General features: G+C 43.5%; 19 protein-coding genes and 1 pseudogene. 14 read left to right on the top strand and 6 right to left on the bottom strand.

Annotated elements, in window-relative coordinates; genetic code table 11:
• The first annotated feature begins 52 nt into the window (after positions 1 to 52).
• Positions 53 to 736, top strand: a complete 684-nt coding sequence (locus ACJJIW_RS17270) for an urea transporter (RefSeq protein WP_444935869.1) — start codon at positions 53 to 55, stop codon at positions 734 to 736.
• Here ACJJIW_RS17270 and ACJJIW_RS17265 read toward each other — a convergent pair.
• Positions 733 to 1,871, bottom strand: a protein-coding gene (locus ACJJIW_RS17265; protein ID WP_444935868.1) for an IS3 family transposase whose coding sequence is annotated in 2 segments (ribosomal slippage) — positions 733 to 1,622 and positions 1,622 to 1,871 — 1,140 coding nt in all. Because the reading frame shifts where the segments join, the coding sequence is not laid out codon by codon here. The two genes, ACJJIW_RS17270 and ACJJIW_RS17265, sit on opposite strands and share 4 nt — an antisense overlap.
• A gap of 37 nt (positions 1,872 to 1,908) precedes the next feature.
• Here ACJJIW_RS17265 and ACJJIW_RS17260 point away from each other — a divergent pair.
• Complete coding sequence (locus ACJJIW_RS17260) at positions 1,909 to 2,145, top strand: urea transporter (protein WP_444935867.1); 237 nt, start codon at positions 1,909 to 1,911, stop codon at positions 2,143 to 2,145.
• 21 nt (positions 2,146 to 2,166) lie between these two features.
• On the opposite strand, the pseudogene ACJJIW_RS17255 reads toward ACJJIW_RS17260, so the two are convergent.
• Positions 2,167 to 2,403: pseudogene (locus tag ACJJIW_RS17255) on the bottom strand (SRPBCC family protein); the annotation flags it as partial.
• Between the two features lie 78 nt (positions 2,404 to 2,481).
• On the opposite strand from ACJJIW_RS17255, the gene ACJJIW_RS17250 reads away from it, so the two are divergent.
• From ACJJIW_RS17250 to ACJJIW_RS17235, 4 genes are all read left to right on the top strand, one after another.
• Positions 2,482 to 3,644 (top strand): IS3 family transposase gene (locus tag ACJJIW_RS17250; protein WP_282932943.1). Its coding sequence is split into 2 segments (ribosomal slippage): positions 2,482 to 2,740 and positions 2,740 to 3,644, totalling 1,164 coding nucleotides; the frame shifts between segments, so codons are not numbered across the junction.
• A 159-nt stretch (positions 3,645 to 3,803) separates the two neighbouring features.
• Positions 3,804 to 4,700: a peroxiredoxin family protein gene (locus tag ACJJIW_RS17245; RefSeq protein ID WP_444893919.1), complete on the top strand. Its 897-nt coding sequence runs from the start codon at positions 3,804 to 3,806 to the stop codon at positions 4,698 to 4,700.
• A 175-nt stretch (positions 4,701 to 4,875) separates the two neighbouring features.
• A protein-coding gene (locus ACJJIW_RS17240) for an IS3 family transposase (protein ID WP_282932943.1) occupies positions 4,876 to 6,038 on the top strand; the annotation gives its coding sequence in 2 pieces (ribosomal slippage) (positions 4,876 to 5,134 and positions 5,134 to 6,038; 1,164 coding nt in all).
• A 222-nt stretch (positions 6,039 to 6,260) separates the two neighbouring features.
• Complete coding sequence (locus ACJJIW_RS17235; RefSeq protein ID WP_444935866.1) at positions 6,261 to 7,010, top strand: alpha/beta hydrolase family protein; 750 nt, start codon at positions 6,261 to 6,263, stop codon at positions 7,008 to 7,010.
• A 147-nt stretch (positions 7,011 to 7,157) separates the two neighbouring features.
• Here the strand turns inward: ACJJIW_RS17235 and ACJJIW_RS17230 are convergent, their stop codons facing one another.
• Positions 7,158 to 8,051, bottom strand: coding sequence for a LysR family transcriptional regulator (locus tag ACJJIW_RS17230; RefSeq protein ID WP_444935865.1), 894 nt, complete (start codon positions 8,049 to 8,051; stop codon positions 7,158 to 7,160).
• A gap of 192 nt (positions 8,052 to 8,243) precedes the next feature.
• Here ACJJIW_RS17230 and ACJJIW_RS17225 point away from each other — a divergent pair, with 192 nt between their 5' ends.
• Together ACJJIW_RS17225 and ACJJIW_RS17220 are read left to right on the top strand one after the other, a co-directional pair.
• The gene (locus ACJJIW_RS17225) at positions 8,244 to 8,906 is read left to right on the top strand and encodes a peroxiredoxin-like family protein (RefSeq protein WP_444935864.1); all 663 of its coding nucleotides are present in this window, start codon (positions 8,244 to 8,246) and stop codon (positions 8,904 to 8,906) included.
• Between the two features lie 108 nt (positions 8,907 to 9,014).
• The gene (locus ACJJIW_RS17220; protein ID WP_282932840.1) at positions 9,015 to 9,581 is read left to right on the top strand and encodes a carboxymuconolactone decarboxylase family protein; all 567 of its coding nucleotides are present in this window, start codon (positions 9,015 to 9,017) and stop codon (positions 9,579 to 9,581) included.
• A 237-nt stretch (positions 9,582 to 9,818) separates the two neighbouring features.
• Here ACJJIW_RS17220 and ACJJIW_RS17215 read toward each other — a convergent pair whose 3' ends face one another.
• On the bottom strand, positions 9,819 to 10,712 hold the full coding sequence (locus tag ACJJIW_RS17215; protein ID WP_444935863.1) for an enoyl-CoA hydratase/isomerase family protein: 894 nt from the start codon (positions 10,710 to 10,712) through the stop codon (positions 9,819 to 9,821).
• 291 nt (positions 10,713 to 11,003) lie between these two features.
• Here ACJJIW_RS17215 and ACJJIW_RS17210 point away from each other — a divergent pair, with 291 nt between their 5' ends.
• From ACJJIW_RS17210 to ACJJIW_RS17185, 6 genes are all read left to right on the top strand, one after another.
• On the top strand, positions 11,004 to 12,032 hold the full coding sequence (locus ACJJIW_RS17210) for a S41 family peptidase (RefSeq protein WP_444935862.1): 1,029 nt from the start codon (positions 11,004 to 11,006) through the stop codon (positions 12,030 to 12,032).
• A gap of 35 nt (positions 12,033 to 12,067) precedes the next feature.
• Positions 12,068 to 12,412, top strand: a complete 345-nt coding sequence (locus ACJJIW_RS17205; protein ID WP_444935861.1) for a S41 family peptidase — start codon at positions 12,068 to 12,070, stop codon at positions 12,410 to 12,412.
• A gap of 206 nt (positions 12,413 to 12,618) precedes the next feature.
• The gene (locus tag ACJJIW_RS17200; RefSeq protein WP_444935860.1) at positions 12,619 to 13,047 is read left to right on the top strand and encodes a hypothetical protein; all 429 of its coding nucleotides are present in this window, start codon (positions 12,619 to 12,621) and stop codon (positions 13,045 to 13,047) included.
• Positions 13,048 to 13,126: 79 nt separating this feature from the next.
• Entirely contained in the window at positions 13,127 to 13,528 is a 402-nt protein-coding gene (locus ACJJIW_RS17195) for a hypothetical protein (protein ID WP_444935859.1), read from the top strand.
• Positions 13,529 to 14,376: 848 nt separating this feature from the next.
• On the top strand, positions 14,377 to 14,904 hold the full coding sequence (locus ACJJIW_RS17190; RefSeq protein ID WP_444935858.1) for a hypothetical protein: 528 nt from the start codon (positions 14,377 to 14,379) through the stop codon (positions 14,902 to 14,904).
• 36 nt (positions 14,905 to 14,940) lie between these two features.
• Positions 14,941 to 15,150 (top strand): site-specific integrase, encoded by a 210-nt coding sequence (locus ACJJIW_RS17185; RefSeq protein ID WP_444935857.1) that lies wholly within the window; start codon positions 14,941 to 14,943, stop codon positions 15,148 to 15,150.
• A gap of 298 nt (positions 15,151 to 15,448) precedes the next feature.
• Here ACJJIW_RS17185 and ACJJIW_RS17180 read toward each other — a convergent pair whose 3' ends face one another.
• Complete coding sequence (locus tag ACJJIW_RS17180) at positions 15,449 to 19,975, bottom strand: NACHT domain-containing protein (RefSeq protein ID WP_444935856.1); 4,527 nt, start codon at positions 19,973 to 19,975, stop codon at positions 15,449 to 15,451.
• Positions 19,976 to 20,458: 483 nt separating this feature from the next.
• Positions 20,459 to 21,091: a hypothetical protein gene (locus tag ACJJIW_RS17175; RefSeq protein ID WP_444935855.1), complete on the bottom strand. Its 633-nt coding sequence runs from the start codon at positions 21,089 to 21,091 to the stop codon at positions 20,459 to 20,461.
• Positions 21,092 to 21,096: the final 5 nt, after the last annotated feature.

Below are 21,096 nucleotides of genomic sequence, written 5' to 3'. Positions count from 1 at the left end.
AAATCTGGCAGCCACACTAACTAATTCGAATTAAGGCTGTAATAGAGATACTATGACAAAGCCAATAACTACAAAACTCAGAAATTGTCTTGTCAGTCTCTTCAGAGGAATTAGCCAGGTCACCCTGCAAAGAAACGCCTTGAGTGGCTTTCTATTCATACTCGGAGTAACAGTTAACTCTATTGCCATGGCTATAGGAGTCGCAATTGGGGTTATCACCTCAACTGCCTGTGCAAATATTCTTAATTATCCCGTAAAACAAATTGAGGATGGACTATTTGGGTACAATGGAGCTTTGATCGGTGTAGTCATATTCTTATTATATGCTCCATCTTTAATGACTGTTTTATTGATTGTCGGTGGAAGTGCTTTAACAGTCTTGATCATGCGCTTTATGCTGCTTAACTTTGTCCTTCCGCCTTATACTGCACCCTACATTCTGGTGATATGGGCTATATGGATATTGGCTCCAGCACTAGATCTAGCGCCAACTGCAGCAATCGTTAACGAAAACACCTCAACCTGGGGGATATTCGAAGGTATTGGTCAAATCATCTTTCAGAACAATGCCATTACAGGTATTTGTTTTTTAATTGGGATTTTTATCTCGAATAAATCTCATGCGTTTTGGAGTATTATTGGTGGAATGCTGGCCACATCACTGGCCATGTTCCTGGCATTATCACCCACTTTAATTCTTGCTGTTGTGGTCAACTCCAACCGGACACTTTCCTAAGCACATTTTTCAAATTCGATAGGGGTTACGTCCCCCAGTGTTGTATGTATCCTGCGTGAATTGTAATACGCAATATAGGCCCTCACGTCTGTTATCGCACCCTCCCTTGTCGGATAGAGGTTTCCTGTTAACCATTCCCGCTTCAGGCTACTAAAAAAACGCTCAGTAGGTGCATTGTCCCAACAATTTCCCTTGCGGCTCATTGAGCACACCATTCCATGCTGCTTTAGTAGCGCTTGGTAGCTATGGCTGGCATACTGGCTACCTCGATCAGAGTGATGCAGCAGACCTTTTGTTGGGGTGCGCAAATTGATAGCCATAACCAGTGCACGACTTGCCAGGGCCGTCTCCATCTGGCGGTCTAAGTGCCAGCCAACAATCCGGCGTGAATAAAGATCAATTACCACTGCTAGGTATAACCAACCCTGCAAAGTCCAGATATAGGTAATATCCGTAGTCCAAACTTGATTTTTAGCACTCGGTGAGAAATCCCTATTTAGAAGATTCTCAGCAACTGGCAGTTGGTGCTTGCTATTTGTGGTTAGTGTAAATCGCTTCTTCTGTTTTACTACCAAGCCGAGCTTTTTCATGAGTTTGCGGACTCGATAACGCCCAATTTCAAAGCCTTCTTTGCGCAACAGCTTCATTAACCGACGGCTTCCGAGACTCTCACGAGATTCTGCAAATAAGGCCTTCAATCGATGGCATAGTTGCCAAATCTGGCCATCTACTGGGCTATCACTACGACGACACCATTCGTAATAGCTGCTCTTATTTACTTGCATTACTCGGCAGAGCACTCTAACTGGAAAGCTACCTTGCTGCTTTTTAATAAATTCGTACTTTATTTCATTTCTTTCGCAAAGAAGGCGCTGGCCTTTTTTAGGATTTCCTTCTCCATCCGCAATTGCTTTACTTCACGTCGCAGTTGATCCAGTTCAGCTCGTTCGCCCGAATCCAACCTTACTCCGCTCTCTTCCTGCTCCAGCTCCTTTATCCAGCGTCGCAGATTGTTAGCAGTGGTTCCTACAGCCTCTGCGGCCTTGGAAATCGAATACCCTTGTTCTGAGACAAGAGCTACGGCGTCTTTCTTGAACTCCGGCTTGAATTTCCGGCGTGTACCTTTTGTTGTCATACTTCACCTCGCTAGGTAGTTTTACCATCTTAACGAAGTGTCCGGAAGGATTAGACCACTACATGCCGGGCTCTTCGGTTACAATGCATCTTTGAGCGCTATTGCATTATCAAATGGTCGTAAGCGATGGCTAGCCCCACTTGCAGGGAGCATATTAACCGTTCCAATCGCAATGGCTTTTATGAGCGCTGATATTATTGTATTAACCGCACCATTTGTTATCGCTAGCTGGATTATATTGTTGATCCAAAGAAAACTTACATTAACTCATTAATCCAGCCCATTAGAGAAAACACTAGCTCGTGAAAGATTCGGTAAGTACAGCTTCCATTTGACGAATTGATTGAGGCCAACTGACTTTTGCCAGTTTTGCGTAGTCAGTGTTGAGAAGCGTATGTGTCAGAGTAACGATGGTACCAAGCTCAGAGCCCCTGAATGCAACTTCAACCAAAGATGCATTTTCTTGCGACTCGGTGCTGTTTGGCAGATTAAGATTGCAATGCTCGTGGACTTCAAAAACTAATCGCTTCGGCCTGTCAACGCTGCGATGATCCTACCCACCAACGACGGACACTCTCTTAAGCGATAAACTACGCAGCAGAGGTGCTCTATGACAAGATCAAATAAACCAACCAAAACCACTCGTAAACAGTACTCAGAGGAGTATAGAAAGGATGCCCTAGCACTTGCGCTCAAAGTTGGGGTAAGCGTTGCCGCTAAACAGCTTGGGTTACATCCTTCTCAGATTTACGGATGGCGAAGCAAGGCTAAGTTACATCAGAGCCGAGGGGATGCCGAGAGAGAGCTGGCCACAGAGAATGCTCGCCTTAAGCGGCAGCTGGCTGAGCAGGCAGAGGAGCTGGCGATCTTAAAAAAGGCCGCAGCGTACTTTGCAAAGAGCCTGAAATGAGGTACGCCTTCATGCAAATGCACAGGCATGAATTCAGCATAAAAGCGATGGCCAAGGTATTGAACGTATCTCGCAGTGGGTTTTACGACTGGGTGTCAAGATCGGCCGGCCAATCCAGGTACCAGCAGTACCGAATGCAGCTCGATAGCTTGGTACAGCAGCGCTTTATAGCCAGTAAAGAACGTAGTGGCTCTCCTCGCCTGACGAAGGAGTTGGCCAGTGAGGGGAGTAAATATAATCAAAAAACAATTGCTGCCAGCATGCGTCGACAGGGCCTACGGGCTAAAGCCGCCAAGAGATATAAAGCCACAACCTATTCAAAACATGGTCTGCCAGTAGCTCCAAATCTGCTCGAGCAGAACTTCAATGCTGAAGGGCCGAATCAGAAATGGGCTGGGGATATAACCTACCTGAGAACGGAAGAAGGTTGGTTATATCTGGCTGTAGTGATAGACCTATATAGTCGGCTAGTTATTGGTTGGGCGATGTCAGAAACGATGACAGCTACATTGGTCTGTGACGCTCTTCAAATGGCTTTATGGCGACGTAAGAAACCTACGAATGTTATCGTGCATACTGACAGGGGAAGCCAGTATTGCTCTAAAGATTATCAATCTTTGATTACAGCTTATGGTCTGCGGTGCAGCATGAGCGCCAAAGGTAATTGCTATGATAACGCTTGTGCAGAAACATTCTTTCACTCACTTAAGGTAGAAGCAATCCATGGTAACCGCTTTCCCACAAGGTGCCTCATGCGAGAGACCGTATTTGAGTATATAGAGATAGACTACAATCGAAATCGCTTACACAGCGCCAATGGCTATCTCAGCCCTGAGGCGTTTGAGGAACAACTAGTCGCTTAGTGGTGTGTCCGTTGTTGATGGGTAGGATCAGTCATCTCAAAAGCATTGTATCCGTTTTCGCAACATTATTTCTCTATTTGAACTAATTATTGAGTCAATGTGATGTACTAGGGTAGATCGCAAGTTTTGGACATTAACCCAACGCTTCAGGAGCTTGAAATGAAAGCAAAACTTATTTTACCAATGATTCTATTAAACATGCTTGGCGGAGTAGGGTCCGGCATCATGATCTATATGTCTGGCGGCGATCCGGTTTGGGTCGGCGCACTTTTAACGACCTTGCCTTTACCATTTTTCTTGATGGTTCTGACAAATGTGTTCAGCATTTCAAGAACATCAGAAAGGCTGCCAGTTATTCAAGCCGTTAACTTTTTAGGAGTTGCACTGGTTGCTTATTCAACTTATTCGAACCAGGCTCCAATGTCCTTGTCTCAGTACGTTCCTATTGCAGCTGCTGCCCTGGGCTTCGTATCCCTTCATTGGTATGTCTGGTCATTCTCCGTTTACAACCGCAGAAAGAGCAAGGCCATATCAAAAGGCCAAAAACTTCCTGAAATGAATTTTAATCGATTAGATAAATCAGGTGTGTCTTCCACTTCTTTTGACGAATCTAAAACACTATTAGTGTTCTTTAGAGCCAACTGGTGCCCATTTTGTATGAACCAGTTAAAAGAAGTGAAGAAGTATGCTGAGACACTTAAGCAATATGATGTGAAGGTAAAGTTTATCTCTAACCAAGGCTACGATAACTCAAGGAAGTTAGCCGACAAGCTTGACCTACCTGGTCATTTTGAAATTCTTCAAGATGACAACTTAATGGGTGCTAAAGCTCTAGGCATTGAAGATATTGGCGGTTCCCCTGCAGGAATGCCTGGGTACCCTAAGGATACCGTTATGGCCACAGTGATAGCACTGGATGAAGATGGTACGGTTATATTCGGTGATGAGACCGACAATTATCGGAGACGCCCAGACCCGACAACGTTTCTGCATGTTTTTGAAGGCTCAAAGCCGCAGACTTTAGATGCTAACCCAACTCTCAAAGGTACCGCCTAGCGAGGTAAAATATCAATCTCTCATAGAGCTTATCGATAGGCCCATGAAGAGTGAAAGATAACTGTCTAGCTAGCAATATTGTCGCAGGCCTGAATCTGGATTAAGTAAATGCCTGATCCTACCCACCAACGACGGACACTCTCTTAAGCGATAAACTACGCAGCAGAGGTGCTCTATGACAAGATCAAATAAACCAACCAAAACCACTCGTAAACAGTACTCAGAGGAGTATAGAAAGGATGCCCTAGCACTTGCGCTCAAAGTTGGGGTAAGCGTTGCCGCTAAACAGCTTGGGTTACATCCTTCTCAGATTTACGGATGGCGAAGCAAGGCTAAGTTACATCAGAGCCGAGGGGATGCCGAGAGAGAGCTGGCCACAGAGAATGCTCGCCTTAAGCGGCAGCTGGCTGAGCAGGCAGAGGAGCTGGCGATCTTAAAAAAGGCCGCAGCGTACTTTGCAAAGAGCCTGAAATGAGGTACGCCTTCATGCAAATGCACAGGCATGAATTCAGCATAAAAGCGATGGCCAAGGTATTGAACGTATCTCGCAGTGGGTTTTACGACTGGGTGTCAAGATCGGCCGGCCAATCCAGGTACCAGCAGTACCGAATGCAGCTCGATAGCTTGGTACAGCAGCGCTTTATAGCCAGTAAAGAACGTAGTGGCTCTCCTCGCCTGACGAAGGAGTTGGCCAGTGAGGGGAGTAAATATAATCAAAAAACAATTGCTGCCAGCATGCGTCGACAGGGCCTACGGGCTAAAGCCGCCAAGAGATATAAAGCCACAACCTATTCAAAACATGGTCTGCCAGTAGCTCCAAATCTGCTCGAGCAGAACTTCAATGCTGAAGGGCCGAATCAGAAATGGGCTGGGGATATAACCTACCTGAGAACGGAAGAAGGTTGGTTATATCTGGCTGTAGTGATAGACCTATATAGTCGGCTAGTTATTGGTTGGGCGATGTCAGAAACGATGACAGCTACATTGGTCTGTGACGCTCTTCAAATGGCTTTATGGCGACGTAAGAAACCTACGAATGTTATCGTGCATACTGACAGGGGAAGCCAGTATTGCTCTAAAGATTATCAATCTTTGATTACAGCTTATGGTCTGCGGTGCAGCATGAGCGCCAAAGGTAATTGCTATGATAACGCTTGTGCAGAAACATTCTTTCACTCACTTAAGGTAGAAGCAATCCATGGTAACCGCTTTCCCACAAGGTGCCTCATGCGAGAGACCGTATTTGAGTATATAGAGATAGACTACAATCGAAATCGCTTACACAGCGCCAATGGCTATCTCAGCCCTGAGGCGTTTGAGGAACAACTAGTCGCTTAGTGGTGTGTCCGTTGTTGATGGGTAGGATCAGCCTTAGAACAACCAGTATGGATTATATAAAGCCTGAAGATTCTATCGATGCCTAAGCAAATACAGGTCTACCTTATATTAATTGACATATAAAAGACTATCACATATTCACATACCCCTTTCTATGATAGACAGGGGTTTTTCCTTGTTGAGATTAGAGTATTCTATAAGTAATTGAAATTGGAGAACGTCATGGAGTTTAACTTCCCAAATCGTGATGGCGTAGAATTAAAGGGCAAGTTAGAGGAATCTGCTGGAACCCCAAAGGCTTATGCAATTTTTGCACATTGTTTTACTTGCTCAAAAGATATTATTGCAGCAAGCAATATTTGTAAGTCATTAACCAGTAAAGGCATATCAGTATTAAGGTTTGACTTCACCGGATTGGGTAATAGTGATGGAGATTTTTCCAATACTAATTTTTCATCCAATGTTGAAGATTTACTTAGTGCTTACAATGAAATCGAAAACCGCTTCGAGGCACCAAAATTGTTAATTGGGCATAGTTTTGGAGGTGCTGCCGTTTTGAAAGCCGCTGGCATGATAAAGACAGCTAAAGCTGTTGTTACTATAGCTGCTCCAAGTGATGTTAAACACATCCAGCATATGTTTAAAGATGAACTCGATAGCATCAATAAAACAGGTCAGGCAAGAGTGGTTCTGGCTGGCCGAGAGTTTACGCTAAAGAAGCAGTTCATTGATGATATAAATGAAGCAGACGTCTTGGTTAACCTTAAGGAATTAAGGAAAGCGCTGCTCGTAATGCATTCACCACTAGACAGCACTGTTTCAATTGAGCATGCGGCGAAAATATTCGCTGCTGCGAACCATCCTAAAAGTTTTATTTCTTTAGACAAAGCCGATCATTTGCTTATGAAAAAATCAGATGCTGAATATGTCGGTAATGTTATTGGAGCCTGGGTTCAAAGATACATTAATTAATATCGGATGTTACAGAGAGTAATATCGAACTTTGAAGCCTTGCAACAGTAAAGAACCGCCAACTATCGAGAGCTGGGCTGTAAAGAACAATAGAAACAGCACTAGTTGGAATTTAGGTTGCTCCTAGTCCACCCAGTAATCCGGGGCTTAACTCAGTTCCTTTTTTAGAAACTCGATAAAGACTCTGGTCTTTGCCGGCATCGCTCGACCACTGGGAATCAGTGCGCTAACAGGCGGTCCTGGAACTGCTTTCTCTGGGAATAACTCAATAACTTCACTATTTTGAACAGAAAAGCCAAGCGCTTTATCATAAACCTGAGCTATTCCCATACCGGCTACCACTGCATCAATCAGAGTTCGTCCGTCTCTGAATATTGCTAGCGGTGAGGGGGAAAATTCAGTAATTGGGCCTCCATCTTCTTGGAACAACCAGCCTCTCAATTTTCCTGTAGGTGCACGGAAAACAAGAGAATCATGCTCCTTTAAATCTTCCAAAGTCTTTGGCATACCCTTTTGTGAAAGATATTCAGGTGAAGCGCACAGGATACGTCTGGTTTCACATATTTTTTTTGCGATAAAAGAACTATCTTCCAGTTCACCAATCCTCACGACGACATCCCATTCACCTCTAATAGCGTCCTCTAGACTGTCTGAAAGAGAGACCTCGACCGTAACCTTGGGATGCAACTGCGTGAACCCCTTCAAAGCACTGACAATAGTTCGGCCTATGCCTATTGGCAAATTGATACGCAATCGTCCAGCAGGCTCATCCTTCCTGGCATGCAGCAAAAGCCTGGCCTCATTGATTGTTTCTAACGCATGTTTTGCAGCATCTAGAAATATTTTGCCTTCTTCTGTCAGCCTGATACTTCGTGTGGTTCTGTTGAATAGCTTAAGACCCAATTCCTCCTCAAGCTTCTTCACTGCCTTACCAGCGCCTGATTTGGTTGAGTTCAATGATGCCGCCGCTTTTGTAAAGCTTCCATGTTCGGCAACGGCAATAAATACAACTATTTCGTTCAAATGGGCTTGTTGAAACACAGATTGTGTCCCTAATGGATACAATGAGTATCAAAATAGCATGTTTATAGCGCAAATCAAAGCAACTAATCTTCCCAATAGTGGTTTGGCGTAAGTACCTGCATAGAGACCAATTGGAGAATTAGCCAGGTCACATCGAAGGCTTACCCAAAGCTCGCGCTTCCAAACTTTAAACCATTAGAGGAATAGGTTATGTCTCTTCAAGACAAACTAGATGCTTTCAAAGAAGTATTTAAGCAACAGGCCCCGGAAGGAGCATTTGAAGCCTTTGCCAGATCATCCAAGGAGTTGGCTGCTAGTGGCCAAGTTGAACGTTCGATTAAAGTAGGGGAGAAAGTCCCATACTTTACATTGCCAGATTCAGAAGGTAACGACCTTGTCCTGGAAGAACTCCTAGCCAAAGGGCCCGTTATTCTAACGTTCTATCGAGGCGTGTGGTGCCCTTACTGCAATATTGAGCTGCAAGCGTTAGAAGAAGTTGCTGCAGAGATCAAAGCGCGTGGCGCAACCCTGGTTGCTATTTCCATGCAAGGGCCCGCTGAAAGCCGCAAATCTCAGAGGGATAACAAGCTAAGCTTCCCAATTCTGACTGATCAAAGTGGAAAGCTTGCTGAAGAGTTTGGTATCCGCTGGACATTACAACCTTATGTAATTGAGTTCCACAAGGTGTTCAAAGTCGAACTCCCGACCATCCATCGTGACGGCGCGTGGAACTTACCTATGCCTGCAAGATATGTCATAGATACCGATGGAACAATCGCATATGCGGAGGTGAATCCTGACTATACACGTCGCCCCGAACCCAGCGACTTATTTCCCGTACTTGAAAAGCTCAGTCAGTCTACAACTGCATAGTATGTAAACACCTCCACCTCTTTAGCGCTGACTAGCGCCAAAGAGGTGGAAGCACTCAATGTAAATCGATATCGAGCACCGTAAAACCCAACTTATATGGTAAGACTCATGGTCAATTTTACACGTTACACAATTGAAACAGCACCAGAAGCCTCTAAGCCCACTCTAGAAGCCGCTAAAAAGAAAATGGGATTTGTACCCAATCTAATGGCAACCATGGCCGAATCACCTGTAATGGTGGAGAGCTACCTAACACTTATGGGATTATTCGATAAATCTCGCTTGAGCGAAACGGAGCGAGAGATAATCCTGATGACAAACAGCCGCCTAAACGGTTGCACCTACTGCATGGCTGCGCATACCGCAGTTTGCAAAATGGCCGGTGTAGATGAAAATGTAATCAAGGCTCTGCGTAGCGGTAAAACACTCGATGACCCTAAACTCGAAGCGCTCCGAGCATTCAGTGTCATTATCAATGAGAAACGTGGATGGGCTACAGAAGAGGAAGTTGAGGCGTTTCTTGCAGCAGGTTATACGAAAGAGACGGTTCTAGAGGTGATAGTTGGAACTAGCCTAAAAGTACTCTCGAATTACTCTACCCACAATCTGAATGTCAGTCTCGATGATGCGTTTTTGCCAATGGCTTGGAGTAAGGATATGGATTCGAATGGTTGAGCGTAACAGCAAATAAACAACATGTATCCGATTCATGCGTCTAATAAAAACTGGGCCTTGGGAAGAGGGCGGCTGTCCAGATCATAAAAGTGACGATAAGAACCCCACTGATTCACCAAAGTAATGAGGCCCATATAGCCACTATGGGCCTCTACTATATTGTCCGAGATATTCGTGGTATCTAAGCCCCTAAACAATACATCCTCTTGAATACAGCCTTCTTTTGGCTTATCACAATTACTCCATTTCGCTACGAATAATGCCGGGTGTTTTGGCTTGTCCCCGTACTCGGTCAGGATGATCGCGCTCGTTAAAACGCCTCAAGCCTTCGGACAGCTCTTCTTTGGATTCTGAGTCGCTGAATAATCGGTTAAAGCACTCAGCCTCAATTCGTAGACCTTCATCAAGATCCTTTCCATAACCACGGATGGCAGCTTCTTTATCAGAGTGAATCGCTGGCTGGGGAAGGGTGGAGATATACTGTGCTAACTCTACGGCACGATCTAATGCGGCTCCCTTTGGCACCACTTCGTTGGCCAACCCAATGCGATAAGCTTCTTTAGCATCAATAACTTTTCCCGTGATGATTAACTCCAGCGCTCGCCCCATACCAACAATACGCGGCAAACGCTGAGTACCACCATCGGCTAAGCCGATATTCCAACGACGACAAGTCATTCCAAAGGATGCGTGTTCTTCTACAATCCGCATATCGGCAAAACATGCCCACTCAAAGCCACCCGCATAAGCGATTCCGTTCACAGCCGCAATGATAGGCTTATAAATATCGGTCCAGCGGGATGGACCTATAATGCCTGGAGCTTCACCTCGATTATGTCGGGCAATATCAGCGGGCTCTACAGGACATAAAACAGCCACGTCAGGATCGGGGTGGTTGGTAGGTTCGGTTGCAGCAAGATTGCTTTTCAAATCACCCCCTGCACAAAATGCAGAATCGCCAGCACCGGTGATTACCGCAACTTTTGCTCCGTCATCGGTACGAAAGCGATCGAATGCATCCACCAGCTCACGGTGAGCGCGAGTACCAATACAGTTCTTAACCTCTGGACGGTTAAAAGTAACGATGGCTACAGGGCCAATTTGCTCGTATTTAATATGATGATATTCCATGTCATAAGACCTTTATCATGTGGCGTCGAAGTAATATTTAAAACCTACCCTTGATACATCAAATGAGAATTTAATCCAGGTGCCGATTAAGAATGGATCAATATATACCGCAATAAGTTAGTACGAATGAACCTTTTTCAGGTAATGAAAATTTATTTGCTACCGCAATAAAATCTTGTACTTTTCATCCTGCAATGATTAGATGGTTACACACCTATTCTAATATCCATTTCTTAAAACTTTAGCATCAATTTAACTTTACTTGAGGATGCGACAGGAAAGGCGGCGACCATGCACTTTAAAACAATAATTAATACTGCAGTTTTGACTTTTTTGGCTCTATCACAAAATGCTCTTTCAACATCTGTATCAGACTCGAAGACCTTACAAATTTCTGAGGAATGGAAATTTCAGACTAACAACGCTACTCGCAATATTGTTTCAACATCAGAAGGGGCTTTGGCGCATATAGTAGCTCAAGCTGACAGCCAACTATTTATGACTCTTGATATTGATCCATCAATTTTCCATAAGGGGCCAACAGAATTAAAATTCAAAATCAAGGCGAATGAAGTCACTAAAACTGGCCACTTTATCGTTAAGGTTGAAGGCAATGGATCACCCCTTTATCTATACGAAATGAGAAATGATCCAGTTAGTGGAACTCACGATTGGCGCACAGTTTCCGTGAGCATCCCACGCCTTAGTAAAGCGACAAATGCAATAGTCGGTTATCTTATGTTTTCATCTGGAGAAGTGTGGCTGGGAGATGTGCAATTATTACAAGATAAAACTGAGGCTGAATCGAACAAGTCTTACGACAAACTCAAAGAATATGCGCTTTCACTAATCAAAGATCACTACATTTTGCGCGACACGATCGATATTACAGAGTTCGAACAATTTGCAGACGACGTTTTTATGGGAATTCAAAACGATGATCAAGCAGATGCGGCTCTCACTGCATTATTTTCAAAACTCAATCATAAACATCTTACAATCTATAATCGGGCAGATACCTCCGCGTATGGAGAAACAAGACAACTGAAGAGTGAATTAAGTTTAGTTGGCAATAAAACTGCCTTAATTTCTCTCCCCAAGAAGTTTGGTTCTGAAACAGCTCGACAGGCGGAATTTACCCGCACAGGCGCACTAATCGAGAAATATAGTGAAAACGGGGTACAGAATTGGATTATTGATTTGCGCGATCAACCAGGGGGCAATCTGGTCCCGCTATTTTATCTCACCAGACAGTTTTTCTCAGATCAGCAGCTCTACTCAAGCCAATTGGTTGACGGATCGGAAGAATTTTCTGGTTGAAAGACGGTAGTGTTGAGGCCGGTAATAGGACGTCAATGGAAAGATCTCTATCACGGAAAGATAATTCTACTGCTCATCATCCACTCTCAAAAGCAAGAGTAATTGTACTGATAAGTGATGATACTGGTAGTGCGCCAGAGATGCTCGCCCAAACTTTTTTAGATCGAGAAAATACTATTCTGATAGGATCAGAGACAGCAGGCCTAATGTCTACAAATTATACATTTGAATTTACAAACGGTACGACAATTGCGCTGCCAATAGGGCAGTCAGCCTCGATACGCGGCGAACCAGTATATAAAATTCAACCCCACATCAATACAGAGCCTGATGAAGCATTAAGTGTTGCGCTAAAGTACCTAGAGGACAATCGACTGTAACCCCGTGTCAGATAATTCATAACGAAATAGGGTGGGCACAACCCACCCAAAGACATGGGACTCGAGGTCAAAGTGGCTCATTTGAATTTAAGTGTGCATTGCAGAGGGCCACTTATCTACCGAGAGGAGCGAAAATTTGATGGTGTATGCGTTACCATTTGGGGCAAGCCTTAAAGCTGGAAAGGGCGAGTAATCGAGGATAATAAATGGATTCGGTTATTACATTTCCTGTAGTGTGCTTTTTAAATGGAAAAATTACAGTGCACACAAAGAGTAGCTTCAAAGCATTAGGGGCTCGTTTTTTGGACGAGCAGACATTTGCCACTCTGGAGAATCGGCGATCAAAAGCAAAAGATGGTTGGATACTTGACTCTAGCGGGAAGTTTGTACCTTTATCTCATAGCGGCAATTTGCGAGAATGGGCTCGTCCTATTTCCTTCCTCTGGAATGCAGTGTTGACTAAGTACCAAGCTAATATCGAGGGGGCTGTGAAGGTAGGCTTTGGACTGAAAGACTTAGATTCGATGTCCAAATCCTCGCCGGGAAAGCTTGGGATGGATTTCAAAAGATTTCTAAGTAAGTATGAGCCTGACCAGTATATTACTAGTGATATGCTGAAAGAGTGGCCCCTTTAGTTTGACATTTTCTTGTAAGCCTCACACGCCTAAAGCTCTTCGCCGCACAAATTTTAACCGATCGGCTAGGATAATAACAATGAATTACAAATTAGGTTTCCGTTGGACTCTAATTACCCTAAATTTGGCAATGGTCTCATGGTTTGGCTTTTCTCAAGCCGGCACTGGTTATATTGATGAAAGTGGGCATTTAGATGTTATCTACATATTAATTAGATCACTGGCGGTCATTTTATTGTCTTTCATTGCCTCGGTTGTAATTGTTCGATCACGAGGAAAAGGTATAGCTATATCAATTATTACCTCTTTAATTTTTGGGGTGCTCCTTTTATGGTCGGGCTTGGTTACTAACTCGATGTCAGAATATGGCGGTAGCAGCGGTTTACTTTATGGAATTACAATCTTTTTGGTAGGGTTTACTCTAGCGTTGTTTTTTTGCTCAGTTGTATATGTTGGCTCAGCTAAGGTGATCAATAGGTAATTCTCTTGCACAAAAGGGGCCGAACGGTAATTTTTCTCCAGTGCCAGGAACCTATTTTGATGAAAATGGTGACCCAGTTACCGTTGGAGTAGGGCCGTTGGTAATACAGTCAGCGTAGATAGTACGACAGCCTATAATTTTAATTCTAATACCTGAACGTTAATAATCCTGTGGCTACAGGCTCATTAGTTGGACGTCCAAAAACTTCAAACCTAGGCCCCACCAGGGCTCCCAGTATTTCCGATATTTGTGAATATCGGATATTTTATAAATGCCTGTTTTTCCGTATAATTTGCCGCATGGACGTCCAACTAAAGTACTTAATTTTTGCCAACTAAAATACTTAATTTCCAACTAAAACACTTAATCGTGCGTCCATCTACTCTAGTTCCGACCGAGTAATCTCCATTTTGTCTTCCTGTGTTCTAAGTTTCCACGCTCCAGGGTCATAGCGTTCCAAGGTTACAGCGCTCTAAGGTGACAGGGTTCCAGGATTCCAGGATTCCAGGATTCCAGGATTCCAGGATTCCAGGTGTTTTCGCATACAATCATCGGAGCGCATCAAAGCCTTTTCCTAAGACCAAATTACTCACGCAATTCTGAAAAACCTTTGGACAAGTGAGCCGAAAGAACCGTGCTAATAGGTGTATAAGTGAATCTACCTATGAAGTGCACTGGCGACTTCACGTGGATGAAGCTGATCAAAAAAGCGCCTATAAGCTAAGTACACTTATAGCTTTCGTTTGAATAGCCACTTATAGATCTAGCATTTAAGCTAGATACCCTGCCATAATCCGTTAAAATAACATTATTACGGATTATTTTTCACCCCTATTTCGAGGTCTTTAATGCCCAAATCTGGTCAAGCTCGCGTCCCTACACGAGAACAACAAAGTCACCTCTTCCAGGTGATCCAGGACCACCGCCACCCAGAAAAGAACGCGGCCATCATGCAGGTCAGCTTTAAACTGGGACTGCGTGCCCAAGAGATTGCTCTTCTACCAGTGAAGGAAGTTGCCAAGCTTAATTCTATGGGCACTGAACTAAAATTGTTGGAAGTGATGAGCCTACCTGCAGCCTATACCAAGGGTGCAGATGCCATGAAGCGCTCCAAAAGCCACTACCAACGTAAAACGATCAGCTTCAATATTGATAGTTTCAACAAAGTTGTTAGGCAAATTGAAGCTTTAGCCAAATCAGGCGCTGACGTCAGCCCAGAAGATTTCTACCCAACAGTTAAACAGCATAAAGGAAGATCACGGGACCTCCCGATGGTTGACCAAGGTCTCCGCGACTCTTTGGCGCGCTATCTAAATTTACGACTTGCTAAAGGGGAGAAGATAAAACCCTCCTCCCCTCTTTTTATTACCCAATAAGGCGGTCCCTACTCTCCCAACACATTGCAAGAACATATGGCTTTGATGCTTCGTGATTGGGCCGGCATCGAAAAGGCTAGTTCACATAGTGGCAGGCGTTCGCTGATTACCAATGTCATCCATAAACAAAAGAAATCAGTTAAAATAGCTCAGAAAATTGCCGGGCACGTTAACCCATCAACAACCTTAATCTATGAAGAACCACCTGAGGAAGTGCTAGAGGATGCCTTATTCAATCTCGAATAGTCATCACTGATCCATTAAGGGGTATTTAGTATGAAGATAATCTTCCTTAGGCAAGTTCGAGTCTCCAAATAAGCTACGTAAGCGTAGGGTATTCGGGTCCCCCAGGGGGGCGCAGCAACTGGAAAGAGAAGCTTGCAAACTGAATTTGACTTGGCAGAGCGTCTTCTGAAAGACCGGTAACTGCCAGATACAGCCTGAACTACTACAACCTATGTTGGTAATTTAAGTTCCAATATGATGTGCGCCAACTAGTCAGTCACCCCATTATTTGGGTTTTTGATAGTTAGCCTAGCTATTATCAATTCAGCAATCGTTCAAGTTCATTCACCCCTTGATCATAAAACCATTCCTGAGCAGCTAGAACTCTATCAATGAACTCATTATCATCTGATAAATCTGCCTCCTGTAGCAACAATTTAATTGTTGTAATCAGAGCCTCTGGTCGATGGAAATAAATCGCTTGATCCAACTCCTTTAACCTTTCAATCAATTTCTCCAATACCCCCAAGATATCACGGGGCATCAATAAAGCGTGTTTCTCAAGCCAAAGGAATATTCCATCCACTTCACGTAGATGAGAAAATTCAATGTAATTAATATAAACTCTGATCAACTCTAGGGGTACGTTGCGTAGCTTCTCTTTAGTTTCTAAAGCCAGCTCAAAATCAGAAAAAACAGCTTGTGCTACACCATTTTTAAACAGCAGGGATAGACCTTTTATACATTTTTTAAGGCTCTTTTGGCTATCAAGATTAGCCACAAATACTTGCCCAATGCCTTCTAGCTGAGATGGGTTTCTGTCATATACGCCAGACCATAAATCTTCTTCGGAAATGTAGCCTGACAAATAGGATAAGGCTGCAAGCCGCCCCCATGCTGCTCCGGTTTTCTCATCATCAAGATACTTGATTTGGTCAATATAGGGAGCTACCTGATGGAAATTCGAGTGATACTGATAGTACAGTGTACGCTCTAAGTGCTTTCCTAAACGAGGACTAGCACCAGCCATAAGCAATTCCACCAGCTCCCACCCAAACTCAGGTTCTCGGCTCAAGAAATACGGTAGTCGCCATAAAACAATCGACCTAACAACCATAGAAGGGTCTGATGCGTATCGACTCAAGAGCAAATATAACTCACCACATAAAGGCTTTTTTCTCTTCGCAAAACCCTCAGCGATGGTCATCAAAGCACTAGCTGCTATACCTCGTGGCGCATTAATACCTGCACCAATATAACTCTGCTGCTCCTCATCCTTTGCTGGTTCCGGATATTGAGCTAACCCTAATCGCCAGAGCTGAAATATCATCCTATTAATGCTCAATTCATCATCTAGCACATACGCACATGCTTCTATTGCCCTAGCTAGGCTATAACAATGAGCTTCTTTCAGCTCACAATACTTTTCGATCAATCCTAATACTGTAGTCGCCAACTTATAGCCATCAGGAAGAGGCTCCACCCTCTTCCAATTAGGACTACGGGTATTGCCAAAACGGCAGGTCAGATGTGAAACGGCACCGTCTATAATCGCAAAAAGGTAAACCTTTGAAACATCAGGAGAAAGAAGCAGAGGAATCAAGCCAAAAAATCGATTTGGCACCCAAGATACAGCGTTCCTCAACTCGCTTACCAAAGATTCTTGCCCTCCGACTAAACTGTCCGATTGCCTTAAATCCCAATGCCCTACACTTTCGTAATGATAAAAAAGCTTTACCAGTCCGTTGTCACTCAATTCAATAAGCTGATCACTCGACACTGGTGATCGAACCCATCCTCCGCCGGAAGTAATTTTCGGTTTGGGCTTATAACTGCCATACTTCTTTTCACAGCGCCGATAAAAATCAGCATGCTCTTCAAGGCGATAGATAGAGGGTACGTAAAGTAATCGCTCATAGATGTTTTCTTCAATCCACCCCTCATACTCACTGTCAACATCATCGTATAGATGCCGAATCAGTTCTTGGTGATTCCTTTGGGTTTCTGGACTCAACTGTGGGTAAGCTCTACTTGCCAACAGTCCAAGCTCATACTCCAAATATCCATAACGATGTAATTTACGATCTAAAAGCTGTAGACTGATGCTCTCGATATACTTGTCGATATTCTTAGTATAAGCTTCGCATAGCAGATAGCGAACACCCAATTCCCGGCTCTCTCTCAGTTTTGATTCATACTGTCGCCATAGTAAATCATCATTGCCAGACCGATAAATCAGCGCACCTTCAACTGCATCCATAAACTCGTGAATAGAGTCATGTGAGTAGATATCACTTTTGTTATGGAGTTTGTGGTGTGATGTATAATCTAATAGTATCGACTCGAATGGAGAATATTGTTTAAGTTCATTGTGATCAAATGCAAACTGAAGTAAATAATCCATCGCAAGACCAAATAAGACATCAGAGGTCTTTAGTCGCTGCTCTAGATAGTCATCATCAAGTAAATCATGTCGTTTGCAGTTTAATTTTATTTCTTTACCCCGCTTAATATCTTCAATAGGCTCTGCATCTTGAACGATAAATTTCCAGAGCAACTCATCACTGCTATTCGTGGCATCTACATATTTGCATATAGCCCCACCGATATCACTATGTTCAGGTTTGGCATCTAAAAGCTTCTCTAACAAACCGGCTATTGGGTCAAGATCCCACCGTTTCAAATTTTTCAATGACGAAGATATGCTCCATACAAGGCTACTCATAGGTAACCACTGCTCATCAATAGCACGATGCCAAACATTAACTAACCACTCTTCATTCCCTTCCGCGAATTGCTCAAAATACCGCAACACAGTCCCTGCAATATTTTCTCCAGCCGAGGTAGCCGAAAATGAAACCAATGGGCCTCGAAGCAGATCAAACCAAATAGCATCATCGGCTTTATCCAAAAATCGTTTCAGTAAAGCGGGTGAATAACCAACCAGTGCCTTGATAATCACCAGATCAGACTGTCTTGGTGACATTTCTGCAAGCGTCTCTAACGACAGCCGCTTCAAATGTGTAGCAACAGAGTTATCGGACAAAAAGGTCTTCAGCTGCTTAGTAAAAGCTCTGGGCTGCGCAAATCGAAGATACTGGACAAACGTTCTAACTGCAGGGCGCACAAAAGGTAGCTGAGGCTGTGAAGTTACAAAGCTCAGCAAGTCAACACCTTCCTTCTGAGCTTTACGAATGTGGAGAGAATCAGCCAAGGTCTGGTGGCTAAACATCAACTGATAAGCATCAACTTCGGTTAAAATACCTTCGCTCAACAACCGAGTAATAACTTGATCATCTAAATGGATCGAATTTCTACTGAAATTATAACTGCGCTCCGCAAGTAAACTGGCTGCCACATCTTGTAATTTATCAACAACCTCGCGGCCGAATGATTCGTGTCCTTCAATCACTTCACGTATATAGAGATCGTAGAGGTCATGCTCTTCAATATCTTGAAGAACCATCCCTTTTTTAATAAGGGTATAAAATAGCCTCAAATTCTGGGGAATAATCAATAACGATTGGAGAGATTGACTGACGTCACCTGGAGGCACTCCACATGTAACCAGTAGCGGAGAAACATCACTCTCATAGGAAAGCGGTTGGATCTTAACTGTATCATGCCAGTCCATTTCTCTCAGCATTGGGTCATAAGCAACATCAAACGAACGGCAAGCCGCTATGATCGTGACATTTGGAACATGACGAAGACAGGCAATCAGGCCAAGAAAGCAACACAGGCTTTTATGGCTTTTTCCTACAGCCAATACATCCAGAGAATCAATAACAACGACTACTTTTCTCTTCTCTGCCAAAAAAGCGCACTGTGCAACGAGATCATTATCCAATCCAAAATCCCTAAGATGAAATAATGATTCAATATGCGCATAGAGATCACCTTTTACAAAAAGAGAAGCAACCTTATCCTCATTATCGAAATGATCTATCACATCAAGAAGAATGCAGGTCTTTCCCCCTCCAGCCACACCTTCCAATAGAACCGTTGGCGTATTATCTTCCACGGCCTGAATTAAATCTCCAACGACAGGCCTTTGAATGACTGTATCGCCTATCGTCCTTACCCATTGTCGCCCTTGAGCGGAAAATGCTCGAAAAGACTGGATAATCTTCTCTTCATTGAAATTGAGCACCGGGTAGATTCCATGCTCTTTCAACATGGTTAGTACAGACTGTCTGTCAATGATGTATTGCGTTTCAGCCAATTTACTATGCTGTTTGTCTACATAGCTGTAAAGCAATTGAATAGCGGTCTGTGGCTGTGAAAAATGCAGCCTCATCAAACTAAAACTGTGCTGCTCCCACTCTTCCACGGAGTGGTGTGAACCAATCTTAATACGCTTTATTGCTAAAAATGCTTGTTCAGCAGTACATTGCCAAAGGCTCACAAGGACATCCAAAACCTGCTGCTGTTTTTTTATTCCCTGTCGCACAAAAGCAGCATAATCTGGATAACAATTAACCTCCTCTATCACCCGTTCTAAATCAGCAAACGGCGTTCGGGAGTAAAAGAGAAAATCACATGAGGGTGTTGAAGACAACTGCTTGTACGCGGCTATCAGCTCCTTTTTTAACACCGAATCACTCAACCTCCAGCATAAGTGATTTGGTTGATTGACCTTTGCCTGAATAAATGCTTTTCGATCGTGGGGGTAGAAAACTACAATGTCATCGCCGTATATGGAATAGGTCTCGCCAGGAATTGCGATAACGTCAACCATCACACCTTCGACCTTTTCTCCAGTCAGCATTTGAACAACCCAGTTCAATGCCACAGCACGTTGATAAGCATCCCCCCTGTTCGACCTAATACCTGCAAGACTCATAGATAAATCATTCCATTTTCATTCGCTGCACATAACCCACTATCATGGCCCTCCGAAGCTGCAACAATGTGCTCTATATCTGTTTCATTATCAGAAACAAAATATCGACCGGTATATGGCCCGTAAATATTCCCTCCCATATTTTCTACGATTTCATCCTCAACAGTTTGTGAGTAGGGGTATTGAGATTTCTTGTTATATGGAGAACATCGGTCTTCCGGCTCAACCACAAGCCCTAAACTTCATATTCCTATCTAATTCCTTTATTGATATAGGATGTTGATTATCGCTATGAACACGGAACAGCCATTCCGAGATTAAAAATCCCAGAACCATGGTTTTGGGCATACTGGGCATACCTCTAGCAATTCGACGCCCAAAAGAATTTTTCATGTCAGACTCATTCCACAATTTCACCTTCCAATAACCTCCCTGAGACTAATTTTAAGCGCAGCGGAAAACCAGTCCGGCAACATACGCTAGTTAGGCGCTGACGATTTCCAACATTACCGTTTGATTGCTACATTTAGTCTCATGGGCAAAATACCTGTAATGTAGAGACTTCCACTTTCGTTTTTCAGACTTAAGGGCATTTGAAAATTCTAAAGACGTTGCGATATACCTATCAACTCCGTCGCTGGGTAGCGCGTAGGAACACCCCAAGTTCTTTAGGTCCTTCTTTTCTTTTCCATTCTGCCCCGGATTACTAGAAGTAACGTCCGTAACTTCACATCGAACAATTACCTTTTCAGATTTAGGCTCTATCAACACAATATCATTACCTCCCGTATCATCACTTGTTGAAGAGTGGCATTCTCTGAGGAAGGCATTCGGATACAGAGTTTCAAACCATTTTAACGCTGAAATTGTCCGCTCAGTTGTAGCTAGAATATTTATCAATTCAACTAGCTTCTCTGTAGACTTTCCTAATAAGAGCTGACCTTGCGGCAATACTACTTCTAATCGCTTCAAGTCCGAACCCCAAGTATTTATTTTAGAGCCGATTTCATTTTGTGCAGATATTGCTGCATAAACAATTAGTTCATGAGTCCGCTCCAGCTCGAGAATTGCTTCACCTAAAGATGAGTTTCGAATAGTTTCAATTAAGTGCGCCATAATTA

This window comes from Microbulbifer maximicatervae (SeqCode), assembly GCF_052467815.1.
The sequence above is the reverse complement of the archived record's forward strand: the minus strand, read 5'-3'. Positions and strand labels throughout refer to the sequence as shown.

What these genes read in the sequence shown, in the direction of transcription:
- ACJJIW_RS17270 (WP_444935869.1), top strand. Translation starts at nt 53, where the DNA reads ATGACAAAGCCAATAACTACAAAACTCAGAAATTGTCTTGTCAGTCTC.
- ACJJIW_RS17245 (WP_444893919.1), top strand. Translation starts at nt 3,804, where the DNA reads ATGAAAGCAAAACTTATTTTACCAATGATTCTATTAAACATGCTTGGC.
- ACJJIW_RS17235 (WP_444935866.1), top strand. Translation starts at nt 6,261, where the DNA reads ATGGAGTTTAACTTCCCAAATCGTGATGGCGTAGAATTAAAGGGCAAG.
- ACJJIW_RS17225 (WP_444935864.1), top strand. Translation starts at nt 8,244, where the DNA reads ATGTCTCTTCAAGACAAACTAGATGCTTTCAAAGAAGTATTTAAGCAA.
- ACJJIW_RS17220 (WP_282932840.1), top strand. Translation starts at nt 9,015, where the DNA reads ATGGTCAATTTTACACGTTACACAATTGAAACAGCACCAGAAGCCTCT.
- ACJJIW_RS17215 (WP_444935863.1), bottom strand. Translation starts at nt 10,712, where the DNA reads ATGGAATATCATCATATTAAATACGAGCAAATTGGCCCTGTAGCCATC.
- ACJJIW_RS17210 (WP_444935862.1), top strand. Translation starts at nt 11,004, where the DNA reads ATGCACTTTAAAACAATAATTAATACTGCAGTTTTGACTTTTTTGGCT.
- ACJJIW_RS17205 (WP_444935861.1), top strand. Translation starts at nt 12,068, where the DNA reads ATGGAAAGATCTCTATCACGGAAAGATAATTCTACTGCTCATCATCCA.
- ACJJIW_RS17200 (WP_444935860.1), top strand. Translation starts at nt 12,619, where the DNA reads ATGGATTCGGTTATTACATTTCCTGTAGTGTGCTTTTTAAATGGAAAA.
- ACJJIW_RS17195 (WP_444935859.1), top strand. Translation starts at nt 13,127, where the DNA reads ATGAATTACAAATTAGGTTTCCGTTGGACTCTAATTACCCTAAATTTG.
- ACJJIW_RS17190 (WP_444935858.1), top strand. Translation starts at nt 14,377, where the DNA reads ATGCCCAAATCTGGTCAAGCTCGCGTCCCTACACGAGAACAACAAAGT.
- ACJJIW_RS17185 (WP_444935857.1), top strand. Translation starts at nt 14,941, where the DNA reads ATGGCTTTGATGCTTCGTGATTGGGCCGGCATCGAAAAGGCTAGTTCA.
- ACJJIW_RS17180 (WP_444935856.1), bottom strand. Translation starts at nt 19,975, where the DNA reads ATGAGTCTTGCAGGTATTAGGTCGAACAGGGGGGATGCTTATCAACGT.
- ACJJIW_RS17175 (WP_444935855.1), bottom strand. Translation starts at nt 21,091, where the DNA reads ATGGCGCACTTAATTGAAACTATTCGAAACTCATCTTTAGGTGAAGCA.